Annotated in this window: 10 protein-coding genes; 3 read left to right on the top strand and 7 right to left on the bottom strand. The window is 62.9% G+C overall.

Annotated features, from left to right (window positions below):
* Nucleotides 1-2: 2 nt before the first annotated feature.
* Complete coding sequence (locus ACFPTO_RS18840; RefSeq protein ID WP_377713626.1) at nucleotides 3-1,775, top strand: GMC family oxidoreductase; 1,773 nt, start codon at nucleotides 3-5, stop codon at nucleotides 1,773-1,775.
* Entirely contained in the window at nucleotides 1,772-3,112 is a 1,341-nt protein-coding gene (locus ACFPTO_RS18845) for a c-type cytochrome (RefSeq protein WP_377713628.1), read from the top strand. The genes ACFPTO_RS18840 and ACFPTO_RS18845 overlap by 4 nt, the downstream gene beginning before the upstream one ends.
* 80 nt (nucleotides 3,113-3,192) lie before the next feature.
* On the opposite strand, the gene ACFPTO_RS18850 is transcribed toward ACFPTO_RS18845, so the two are convergent.
* The 7 genes from ACFPTO_RS18850 to ACFPTO_RS18880 form a co-directional block, all read right to left on the bottom strand.
* Nucleotides 3,193-4,167: a sugar kinase gene (locus tag ACFPTO_RS18850; protein WP_377713630.1), complete on the bottom strand. Its 975-nt coding sequence runs from the start codon at nucleotides 4,165-4,167 to the stop codon at nucleotides 3,193-3,195.
* Nucleotides 4,168-4,304: 137 nt separating this feature from the next.
* A complete protein-coding gene (locus ACFPTO_RS18855; RefSeq protein ID WP_377713632.1) occupies nucleotides 4,305-5,102 on the bottom strand; it encodes a sugar phosphate isomerase/epimerase family protein in 798 nt (265 codons plus the stop codon).
* 20 nt (nucleotides 5,103-5,122) lie between these two features.
* Complete coding sequence (locus tag ACFPTO_RS18860; protein ID WP_377713634.1) at nucleotides 5,123-6,298, bottom strand: porin; 1,176 nt, start codon at nucleotides 6,296-6,298, stop codon at nucleotides 5,123-5,125.
* 294 nt (nucleotides 6,299-6,592) lie between these two features.
* Entirely contained in the window at nucleotides 6,593-8,026 is a 1,434-nt protein-coding gene (locus ACFPTO_RS18865) for an MFS transporter (RefSeq protein WP_377713635.1), read from the bottom strand.
* Between the two features lie 78 nt (nucleotides 8,027-8,104).
* Nucleotides 8,105-8,989: a shikimate dehydrogenase family protein gene (locus tag ACFPTO_RS18870; protein ID WP_377713637.1), complete on the bottom strand. Its 885-nt coding sequence runs from the start codon at nucleotides 8,987-8,989 to the stop codon at nucleotides 8,105-8,107.
* A 13-nt stretch (nucleotides 8,990-9,002) separates the two neighbouring features.
* Nucleotides 9,003-9,998 carry a 2-hydroxyacid dehydrogenase gene (locus ACFPTO_RS18875; RefSeq protein WP_377713639.1) on the bottom strand — a complete coding sequence of 332 codons (996 nt, stop codon included), beginning with the start codon at nucleotides 9,996-9,998 and terminating at the stop codon, nucleotides 9,003-9,005.
* 86 nt (nucleotides 9,999-10,084) lie between these two features.
* Entirely contained in the window at nucleotides 10,085-10,861 is a 777-nt protein-coding gene (locus ACFPTO_RS18880; protein ID WP_377713641.1) for a glucose 1-dehydrogenase, read from the bottom strand.
* Nucleotides 10,862-11,040: 179 nt separating this feature from the next.
* Here ACFPTO_RS18880 and ACFPTO_RS18885 point away from each other — a divergent pair, with 179 nt between their 5' ends.
* Entirely contained in the window at nucleotides 11,041-11,928 is an 888-nt protein-coding gene (locus ACFPTO_RS18885; RefSeq protein WP_377713643.1) for a LysR family transcriptional regulator, read from the top strand.
* Nucleotides 11,929-11,975 lie beyond the last annotated feature (47 nt).

The following is an 11,975-nucleotide window of genomic DNA, read 5'->3' on the forward strand; positions in this document are numbered from 1 at the left end:
TCATGGAAAAGAAACCGCATGTCGATGCCGTGATCGTCGGGTTCGGATGGACCGGTGCGATTCTCGCAAAGGAACTCACCGAGGCCGGGTTGAAGGTCGTGGCGCTGGAGCGCGGCGAATACCGCGACACCTATCCGGACGGCGCGTATCCCAACACGATCGACGAACTCACGTACAACATCCGCAAGAAGCTCTTTCTCGACCTCTCGAAAACGACGGTATCGATCCGCCACGGCATCAACGACACCGCGCTGCCATACCGCCAGCTGGCCGCGTTCCTGCCCGGAGAAGGTACGGGCGGCGCCGGGCTGCACTGGTCCGGCGTGCACTTCCGGATCATGCCCGAAGAACTGCGGCTACGCAGCCACTACGAGGAACGTTACGGCAAGAAGTTCATTCCCGCGGGCATGACGATCCAGGACCACGGCGTGAGTTACGAGGAACTGGAACCGCATTTCGACTTCGCGGAGAAAGTGTTCGGCACCTCGGGCCAGGCGTATCGTGTCGGCGGAAAGATCGTCGGCGACGGCAACGTGTTCGAGGCGAACCGCAGCAGTCACTTCCCGCTCCCGGCCCAACTGAACACGTACTCGGCGCAGCGCTTTCACGATGCGGCGAAGTCGCTCGGCCTGCACCCGTACCGGATGCCGTCCGCGAACACGTCCGGACCGTACACGAACCCTTACGGGATGCAGATGGGGCCGTGCAACTTCTGCGGTTACTGCAGCGGATACGCGTGCTACATGTATTCGAAGGCGTCGCCGAACCTGAACATCCTGCCCGCGCTGAAGCAGGAACCCCACTTCGAACTGCGCTCGAAATGCCACGTGATGCGCATCGAACTCGACGACACGAAAAAGCGTGCGACCGGCGTCACCTACGTCGATCCAGCCGGGCACGACGTGTTCCAGCCAGCGGACCTCGTGATCGTCGCCGCATTCCAGTATCAAAACGTGCGCCTGCTACTGCTCTCGGGCATCGGCAAACCGTATGACCCGGTATCGGGGGAAGGTGTCGTCGGACGCAATTTCGCGTATCAGAACCTGTCCACCATCAAGGCGTTCTTCGACGCGAACACCTGGACGAACCCGTTCGTCGGCGCAGGCGGCAACGGAGTCGCGGTGGACGATTTCAATTCGGACAACTTCGACCACGGCCCACTCGGCTTCGTCGGCGGCTCTCCGCTCTGGGTCAACCAGTCGGGTGTCAAGCCGGTGAGCGGCATCGCTACACCGCCAGGCACACCCGCGTGGGGCAGTGCGTGGAAGAAGGCAGTCAAGGAAGCGTACGCGCATACGATCTCGATGGATGCCCATGCATCGAACATGGCGTACCGCGACGTCTACCTCGATCTCGACCCGACTTACCGCGACGCATACGGCCAGCCGCTGCTGCGCATGACGTTCGACTGGAAGGATAACGACATCCGGATGGCGCAGTACGTCACCGCACAGATGAAGAAGATCGCCGAGGCGATGGGTCCGAAAGCGATCAGCGTATCGACACGCCAGTCCGGAGCGCATTTCGATTCCCGCGTCTATCAGACGACGCACCTGGTCGGTGGCGCGATCATGGGCCTCGACCCGAAGACGAGCGCGCTGAACCGCTATCTGCAAAGCTGGGACGTGCACAACGTCTTCGTGATGGGCGCGTCCGCGTTTCCGCAGGGCACGGGCTACAACCCGACCGGCATGGTCGCGGCGCTCGCCTACTGGTCGGCGAAGGCCATCCGCGCGCAGTACCTGAAAAATCCGGGCCCGCTGGTGAGCGCATGAACAAGATCCTCTGCAAACTGATCCTGCCTGCACTGACGGCAGCCTGCGGCGCCAGCACGGCAGTCGCCGCAACCGCGCCGGTTGACGCGGCGCTCGTTCAGCGTGGCGAGTACCTCGCGCGTGCGGGCGACTGCATCGCCTGTCACACAGCGAAGGACGGCAAGCCGTTCGCGGGCGGGCTAAAGTTTGGCACGCCGATTGGCGCGATCTACTCGACGAACGTCACGCCCGACGCCGACACCGGCATCGGCGCGTGGACGCTCGACGAGTTCGGCCGCGCAGTGCGGGCGGGCGTACGCAAGAATGGCGACACGCTCTATCCCGCGATGCCGTACCCGTCGTATGCCAACCTGACTGACGACGACGTAAAAGCGCTCTACGCATACTTCATGCACGGCGTCGCGCCGGTGCAGCAGAAGAACCGCGCAGTCGACGCCGTCTGGCCGCTGCAGATGCGCTGGCCGCTGTCGTTGTGGCGCTGGATATTCGCACCCGCGCCGAAGCCGTTCTCGAACGCGTCGTATCCGGACCCTCAGCTCGCACGCGGCGCGTACCTCGTGCAGGGCCTTGGCCACTGCGGCGCGTGCCACACGCCGCGAGCGGCGACGATGCAGGAGCGGGCCTTGAGCGATGCGGACGGCCTCGACTACCTGGCAGGCGGCGCGCCAATCGACGGCTGGGTGCCGACGAGCCTGCGCGGCGAGACGCGCACCGGTCTCGGCACATGGAAGACCGAGGACATCGTGCAGTTCCTGAGAACCGGCCGCAATGCGCGTACAGCCGCGTTCGGCGGGATGACCGACGTGGTCGCGCACAGCACGCAGCACATGAGCGACAGCGACCTCGACGCGATTGCACGCTATCTGAAAACGCTGCCGCCGAAAGCACAGGGCGAAACGCCCTACGTCTACGACGCGAAAATCGCAACTGATCTACGCAACGGCAACGCCGGAGCGACCGGCGCCGCCGTCTATCGCGACAACTGCATGGCCTGCCACCGCAGCGACGGAGGCGGTTATACGCGCGTGTTCCCGGCGCTCGGCGGTAACGCCGTCGTCCAGAGTGCCGATCCGACCTCGCTGATTCACGTGGTGCTCGACGGCAGCGCGCTTGCCGGCACGCACACGGCGCCTTCCACGTTCACGATGCCGCCGTTCGGCTGGCGCCTGTCCGACCAGGAGGTCGCGGACGTTTCGACCTTCGTGCGCAATAGCTGGGGCAACAAGAGTGCCCCTGTCACGGCACAACAGGTCGCGGCAGTACGCAAGAACGTTCCCGCGCGCGCGCCGGCGCCACCGCCCGGCGCGAGTTGGGCGACGACGGCCCCGGGCCGCTGACTGACGAGAATCGCGCTCTGCTTCATCTTCCGGACGGTTGTGATGCCGGGAGGCTCGGCGAGCGCCTCCCCGTTCTCCGCTTATGCGGCGGCATCTCTCGCGGCATCGTGAACATCGTGAGCGTCGAGCTGCGTGCGCGTGGGCAGCCCTTCAGAATCGCCGATCACCTGCACGGCGAGCGCGCCGATGCGGTTGCCGCGCGCCACGGCGTCACACAGCGTGCGTCCTTCGAGCAGCGCGCTCACCACGCCCACCGCGAAGCCGTCACCGGCGCCGACCGTATCGACGACGTTCTCCACCGGATATGCCTTCACGTGGCCGCGCTCGCCTTCTTTCGTCGCGAAGTACGCGCCCTCCGCGCCGAGCTTGACGATCACGCCACGCGCGCCGCGCCCGAGATAGAAGGACGCAATCGTTGCGGGGTCATCGGAACCCGTGAGAATGCGGCCCTCGTTCACGCCGGGCAGTACCCAGTCGGCGAAGCGTGCAAGCTCATTGAGCGTTTCGACCATCTCGGCTTCGGAGTCCCACAGCTTCGGGCGCAGATTCGGATCGAAGGAGATCGTGCGCCCCGCCTCGCGCATTTCGCGGGCGAGCATGAAGGCGAGTTCGCGCGAGCTTGCCGAGATCGCGGGCCCCACACCGCTCAGATGCAGGTGCCGTGCGCCGAGCACGTAGTCGCGGTTGAAGTCGTCGACCGAAAGATGGCTCGCCGCCGAGCCGCAGCGAAAGTATTCGACGGTGGGGTCCCTGCCGTCATCGTTCTTCGACTTGAGCTGGAAGCCCGTGGGATAGCGCACATCGGTTTGCACGCCGTGCGCATCGATGCCCTCTTGCGCGAGCACGCCGCGCACGAACTGGCCGAACGAATCGGCGCCCACACGGCTTATCCAGCCCACCTTGAAGCCGAGGCGGGCGAGGCCCGTCGCCACGTTGAGTTCCGCTCCAGCGGCGCGTTTCGTGAAATGCGCGACGTCGGCGAGCGGTCCGGTGTCGAGGGCCACGAACATCGCCATGGCCTCGCCGTAGGTGATGACATCAAGTGAGTGCGTCATGGGATGCATTCCTGAAAAATCGTATTTGAGTGGCGCGGGCGCGGGCGTTTCCCGCCGTGCTGCTCCGGCGCATGCGCTAACAGATAGCGCTCGGTAGCAACGACCGGTGCGACCGTCATGTCACGGAAGTCACGCAGTCAAGCAGTGCCGAGCCACGCCACGTAGCGCACGGCATCCTCGGTCACGCACGCGGCGTCGAACGGAAATTCGATGCCGCGCGGCACGTCCGGCGGCAGGCGCGCGAATGCGGCGCGGCACAGCGCATCGTCGGCAGCGGGCGCGCAGGCGAATCGGCGAGCACCCGCGCCATCCACTGCCTTGCAGTGGATGTATTCGACGTACGGCGCGAGCGCGACGGCGGCCATCAGCGGCGGTTCGCCGGTCCAGTGCCAGTTGCCGATGTCGAAGGTCATACCGATCAGCCTGTCGAATCCAGCGTCGCGCAATGCGCGAAAGAGGCCGGTGAATTGCACGAGCTTGCCACCCTGCTCGATCTGGCCGTTTTCGACGACCACGCGCGGCATCTGTGGCATCTCGCCGACCTGCGCGCCCGCCTCGCTCGGTTCTTTGAGCACGGCCGCGAGCCGTGCGGCCTGCGCGTCCCCGGCAAAGCCACCCAGTTGCAGCTTGACGAAACGCGCGCCGAGCGCGTGGCCGCAGGCAACGGCGGAGCGCAACGCAGCTTCGTCGAGTGCGCCGTCTTCGCCGTACAGCGTGTCCGGCGTCGACCAGACGGGCCACAGGCCCTCGCGTACCAGCGCTACGCCGAGCGCGCGCAGCGCCTCGGGCTGCGCATCGGCGTCGTGCATCAGTTCGCGCCGCACCTCGAATGCGCAGGCGCCTGCCTCTTTCGCCGCACCGATCCACGCTGCATGTCCGTCACGCCGGATCGCTCCGGCGCCAAACGCACTTGCCACTATCGCTACTTCCGCCATCGTCTTCTTTCCTGTTCTTCTTAAAACCGGTGGCGCAAGGCTGCACGAACAACGAACTGGTGATTGTTGGTTGAATCGCCAAGATTTCCTATATTCGCAACCGCAGTCGCACCTGTCGACGAGGCTCCGGAAGCACGCTGCCACGCGCCTTCCAGATACACGTCCGTACGTTTCGAGAGAAAGTAGTCGCCCATGACGCTCACCTGGTTGTAGTGCTGGTTGCCAACCGTTTCCCCGTTGGTTTTCGTCACGCCGGTCCCGTTCAGGTAATCGTAGGCGGCCATCACTGCTAACGCCGGTGTGACCATATATTTCGCCGTGACGTCCACGTTGTTAAACCGGGCCGTCGCGCCTGAAAAACCCGCGCCCAGATTTCCATACTGGATGTTCGTGTACGAGGTCGCGAGTGAAAGAGAGCCGATCGTGTAACCTGCGCCGGCACCGATGACCTGATAAGCCGTGGCGCTCACGTATCCCTTGTTGAGCGAGTAAGCCAGTTGCGAGCTACCGTTCGCGTTGTCCGTGAAGAAGCCCGAACCGGCCGTCGCCGAAGTCGGATTCTTGAAGTATGCATAGGCGGCGCCAAAACTGAATGCGCCGGTCGAATAGGCCACGCCAGCCGAATAACCACTGTTTGCGGTTGTGTTGCCTGCCACGCCGCCAACGCTGTATTCGCCGCCGAACGTGAATCCGCCGTAGTTCCGGCTCATGAAGCTCACTGAGTTATTTACCCGCAGAGAGTTGCCCGTATTGTCGAGATCGCCCGGATGCAAAAATGCCGCCGAACCGGCCTGCGGACCTTGCGACGTCAGGGGCTGCAGGAAATACGCGATCGAATCGTACTGCCGTCCAAGTGTCACGCTTCCTAGCTTGCTGCTGCTCAACCCGACAAAGGCTTGCCGCCCGAGGAACGTTCCTCCTTGTGCTGACTGGCCGTTGTTGAGATTGATTCCGCCCTCCAGTGTGAAGATGGCCTGAAGCCCATCCCCCAGGTCCTCGGAGCCTTTGAATCCCCAGCGGCTGCCGTTAATTCCATTGGTCGAATCAAGAGAGATTTTCTTTCCCCCCGTCGCCCCGCCGCTGTTGCTCAAATACATGACACCTTCGTCGAGGACGCCGTACAGCGTCACGCTGCCTTGCGCGTATGCATACGGAACCGCCATGCCAAACGTTGCAAGTGCGAGTATCTTTTTCATCGTTCAATCTCCATATTTTTTAATTTATTTGTTTTTTCGTCGCCAGCCGGTTTGCACCATTTTTTAATTCAATCGTTTCGCCACGAACCCGGGTACATCTCAAGTTGGCAGACGCCGATGAGGCCACGAGCATAAACAATAGGACTGCTATTGTTGACCACACCGACCTGACCTCCCGATCTGGAGGGAAAAATTGCGGAATCGACGGGGAAGGCCTCCGCGGCGCGAAGCTCGGGCGGCGGCGCTATAGGGTTGGCTGTTGAACACTGGCCTGGCGGCCAGCGTATCTGTCACTCATGGGCGGGGGGCAGCGTCGTGGAGATCGTCGAGATCGCGTCCCCGCGTTTCCGGCAAGTAGAAAGTCGTGACCACGCCGATCAGGCTCAGAATCGCGACGTACGCTGCAAGCGGAATCCACGAAAGAATCGTCCCGTCCTTTCCACCCCAATGGTTGGTTGCCCACGCGATGATCGACGCGCCGATGAGCGGCGCCACGCCGCCCGCGACGACGGCCGACAATTCGCGCCCAACGGCCACGCCCGCATAGCGATGCTGTGCACCGAAGAGTTCGGGAAGCAACGCGCCCTGCGTTGCGAACATGCCCCAGACACCGGCGAGCGTGACACACAGCATCGTGATGCTCGCAGTTGCATTGCCGAGGCTCAGCACCCACCAGGTCGGAAACGCGAGAAGGAGTTGGTAGAGCGCAAAGGCGCGATAGACGGGCACACGCCCGAAGCGGTCGCTCAGGATGCCCGCCAACGGAATGATGATCGCGCCCGACAAACCGGCCAGCAGCAGCGCCACGGCACCGATCTGTCCGTGCAGGCCGGTTGCGGTGGCGATATAGCTGATCGCAAGCGACTGGTAAATCGACGAGCCGCCATTTTCAGCCATGCGCAGCCCGATCACCTTCAGCACCATCGGCTTCGAGTGTCGCATCAGATGCGTGAGCGGGCTGTCCTTGACCTGGTTCCGGGCTTCGAGCTTCGAAAACGACGGCGATTCCTTGAGCCGCAAGCGGATCCAGACTGCAATCGCAATGATGACCGCGCTCAACAGAAACGGAATGCGCCACAGCCAGGATTGCGAAAGGTCTTCGACGCGCACCAACGCGAAGTAGATCGCCGCCGCCATCACGGTTCCGAGCAGCACGCCCATGAACGGCAGTGCGGCGAAGTAGCCGCGACGCTTTGCAGGTGCGTATTCCGCCATCAGTACGGCTGCGCCCGCTTGCTCCGCGCCGGCGCCGAGCCCCTGCAACAGACGGCAGCCGATGAGCAGGATCGGCGCCCAGATGCCTGCGCTCGCATAGGTGGGCAGAACGCCGATCATCGTACTGGCGATGCCCATCAGCAGAATCGTTGCCATCAGCACGAATTTGCGTCCGTAACGATCTCCGAGCGCGCCGAATATCACCCCGCCGACAGGCCGCACCGCAAAGCCGAGAAAGTACGCGCCGAAGCTTGCGATCAAACCAATCGCGGGATCGCTCGACGGAAAGAACAACCGGCCGAATATCAATGCGGACGCCAGGTTGTACAGTGCGAAGTCGTAGTACTCGAGCGCACTGCCAAGCGAGGCAGCCCACGCAGCCCGATAAAGATCGGCTGTCGTCACGCCACCCGGGTTTGCGCTTTCCCTGGCCGTCGCCAGGCGCGAGCTGACGGCCGGTTCGGCCACCGACTCGACCGCCGATTCGACCGCAATAGTGTGCTGATGCTTCATTTTGTCTCCTTCAGATCTCCAGGCCGAAACCGCGCGATGTAGCCCGTGCGGATCGTCGTCTACGGTGTTGCCCAGCCCTCATCTGCCGTGAAGTTCTGGTTGTCTCCCCTCTTTCTGCTTCGCTTCTCGCGCGCTTGACGCTTCGTGTGCCTCGACTCGCGCTATCTCGTCGAGCAGGGCGGCGCTCATGGCGTCGAGCGGCGCCGGCTTGCCGGTGTACAACTCAATCTGTCCGCAGAACTGATGCAGCAACATGCGCGTTCCGTCGACGACGCGGCATCCGATGGCAGACGCATCGCGAATCAGTTTTGTGCGCACCGGCAGGAACGTCGCGTCCATCACGAACAGATGGGATTGAAGCTGCCGCACCGCTAATGGATTGATGTCGGGCGCGCGAAAGCCTGCGGCCGTCGCGTTGACTACGCCGTCGAAATCACCCGGTTCGAAGTCTGGAAGACCGCCGCCGAATGCAATGCCGAAGTCGCTGGCGAGCGCCTCGCCGCGGGACGCCGTCCGGTTAAATACCGTCACCGTGGCCCCCGCTCGTTTCGCGCCCCATGCGATCGCGCGCGCAGCGCCGCCCGCGCCGAGCAGCGCGATACGTTGCCCCGCAAGCGGTGTCACCTCTTCGAGCGCGCGCACGGCGCCCGCGCAGTCCGTGTTGTAGCCCGTGAGATAGCCGTCGCGGTTGTCGATCGTATTGACTGCGCCGATTTCGCGCGCGGTCTCATCGAGCGCGTCGAGGTGAGCGATGACCGCCTGCTTGTGCGGCATCGTCACATTCATACCGCGTATGCCGAGCGTGCGTATCGCCTGAACGGCGAGCGCGGCATCGTCCACGCCAAAGCTCACGAACGTATAGTCGACGCCAAGCGCGCGATAGGCTGCGTTATGCACCTTCACGTTGAACGTAAACGGCTGGCCCGCGAGCGAGCCGCACAGTGTGGGAATCGAATGAGGCATGATGATTCTTCAGTCAGATTTTCGACAGGTCGAATGCCGCAACAGGCGCCGCGCCATCGAGCACGCGCAGCAGGTTTTCAGTCGCGAGTTCCGCCATCGCCCGGCGCGTCTCGTGTGTGGCCGAGCCGATGTGAGGCAGCGCCGTGACCTTTGGATGGTTGCGAAGCGGTGAATCGGGCGGCAACGGTTCGACGGCGAACACGTCGAGCGCGGCCGCACGCAAGTGAGCGCTGTCGAGCGCAGCGAGGAGCGCGTCCTCGCGCACGATCGGGCCACGCGAACCGTTGACGAAGATCGCGCCAGACTTCATCTTCGCAAAGGCCTGGGCGTCCATGAGACCGCGTGTCTCGCCGGAAAGCGGCAGTGTCAGCGCCACGATATCGGCGCGAGCCAGCAGGTCGTCGAACGACGCACGCTGCACGTGTCCGGCAAGGGTTTCGGGCACGGCCACGTCGAACGGATCGTGAAAAATCACGGGCATGTCGAATCCAAGCGCGGCGCGCCGGGCCACGGCCTGGCCGATCCGGCCAAAACCCAATACACCGAGCGTCTTGCCGTGGACATCCCATCCGAACAGATCGTCCCCGATGTTGCGCGTCCAACGGCCTTCGCGTACATGATTCGAAAGCTCGACAAGCCGCCGCGACGCCGCCATGACGAGTGCGAATATCGTGTCGGCCGTCGTTTCCGTCAGCACGCCGGGTGTATGGCACAGTGTGATGCCCCGTTGCTTGAGAAAGGGCAGATCGTAGTTGTCGACGCCTACCGAAATACTCGAAATGACCCGCAAGTCGTGGGCTTCGCCGAGTTCGGCAGCGCCGAGCCTGAAGCTCGAACCGATGAGGCCGCTTGCCGTACGCAACGCATCGCGAAAGCGCGGAAACTCGTCGGCACGTCTAGGGTCGGCGACAACTACATCGTGTCGTGTCGCGATGCGTTCGAGCAGATCGTCGGGAATCTTGCGGAACACGACCACGTTTTTTCGTGCGGCGTTCATCGTGAAATGCATGGGTGGCGTCTCCTTTCCTTGTTGTTCGTCGATGACTTTCGTCTTTCTCGTCTTTCTCTTCCGCCGATTTCGCTTCGTCACGTTCGTCAGACCACGCTGGTGAGGCCGCCGTCGACAAAGAGTGTCTGCCCGTTCACGAAACTCGATGCATTGGATGCGAGAAAGACGGCGGCGCCGCACAGTTCATCGACATCACCCCAGCGTCCGGCCGGGGTCCGCTTGCAGAGCCACGCCGAGAACTCGGGATCGTCGACGAGCGTGCGATTCAGGTCGGTCGCGAAATAACCCGGCGCGATGGCGTTGACCTGAATGCCGTGGCGCGCCCAGTCGGCGCACATTCCTTTGGTCAGCATGCGCACGGCGCCCTTGGCGGCGGCATAGGGCGCAATAGACGGCCTTGCGAGTTCGCTTTGCACCGAACAGACGTTGATGATCTTGCCGCGCCCGCGCCGCAGCATGTGACGCGCGACAGCCTGCGAGACATGGAATACGCCGTCGAGATTCACGCTCATGATTTCGCCCCAGTCGTGTGTCGAAAACGACTCAAGCGGTGCGCGACGCTGGATGCCCGCATTGTTCACGAGAATGTCGATGGGGCCCGTTTGTGCCTCAAACGCATCGATCGCGGCCGCGACATCGTCGGCCCTCGTCACGTCGAAAAGAACCGCCGTTGCATCCAGCCCTTCTTCGCGCAAAGCGCTTAGCGCTGTTCCGGCACTGTTACGATCGCGAGCATTGATGGCGACGGCCGCACCCGCCCGGGCCAGGCCGCGCGCGAGCGCGAGCCCGATGCCGCGGCCCGATCCGGTGATCAATGCGCGCCTACCGGCCAGATTGAAGAGCTCGAGTAGTCCATTCGTCATGACTTATGTCGCGCGCAACATCATGGCGTTCGCGCTGTTCCTCCATGACGTGTAGTTCACCGCAACGGCAGGAAGAGCGCCAATAGTCTTTCGTGACACCGTTATCATGAAACGTGATAACCGTGCGACACTGTCGGCGATTCGGGGCACGCGATCCCGGCGGACGATTGGAGGGGACGATGGAACTGAAACATCTGCGTGCATTCGTTGCGCTGGCGGAAGAGTTGCATTTCGGCCGTGCGGCGGAGCGACTGTGCATCGTGCAACCCGCGCTCAGCGGGCAGATCAAATCGCTTGAAGAAGAACTTCAGGTTCGTCTGTTTGAGCGTGACCGTCACAAGGTTGCGCTTTCGGAGACAGGTGCGCTATTCCTGCCCGAAGCACTCGCGACACTTCATCAGGCACAACGTGCGGAGCAGACCGCACGCCTCGCGGCTCAGGGTGAAATAGGCACGCTGCGGATTGCGTTCGTGTCGTCCGTGCTACCGAAACTGCTGCCCGCGCTCATTTGCGCGATGCATAAGCGCTATCCACGCATTACGCTGGAACTGAAAGACATGCCCACGCCCGATCAGATTGCGGCGCTTCAAGACAACAAGCTTGATTTCGGCCTGATACGGCTCCCCGCGCACGCTGCAGGCGTTGTAACACGCACGGTGATGCAGGAGTCGTTCGTCGTGGCCATGCCGGCGCGTCACGCGCTTTCACGCTTGAAGCGCATACACCCCGACAATCTGCGTGACCTGCCCGTCTTCATGCTTGCGCGCCGATATGCGCCCGGTTTTTACGACGAGATTCTCGTTGCATTCAGTCAGCAAGGCGTGACCCTGCAGGTCGAAAGGGAACTCGGGGAATTCACGACGATGCTGGCGCTTATCGCGGCAGGGCTGGGGATTGGCGTGATCCCGGCGCAAGCAGCCATCGCGCTGCCGCCCAACGTCACAGCGAGGCCCATCGAGCTGGACAATCTCCATACTGGTATTGGACTTGCCCACGTGCATCTCGACAACGCGGTGAAGCGTGCAATTATCGATGTGATCGAAACGTGTATCGATGTTCCGTCGTAGCCGGCATTAGTGGGCGCCGTCGCACTGATGATCGACTTGCCGTTCGT

The sequence above is a fragment of the Paraburkholderia denitrificans genome (assembly GCF_042655705.1).
In the GTDB taxonomy this organism is placed as follows: Bacteria; Pseudomonadota; Gammaproteobacteria; order Burkholderiales; family Burkholderiaceae; genus Paraburkholderia; species Paraburkholderia denitrificans.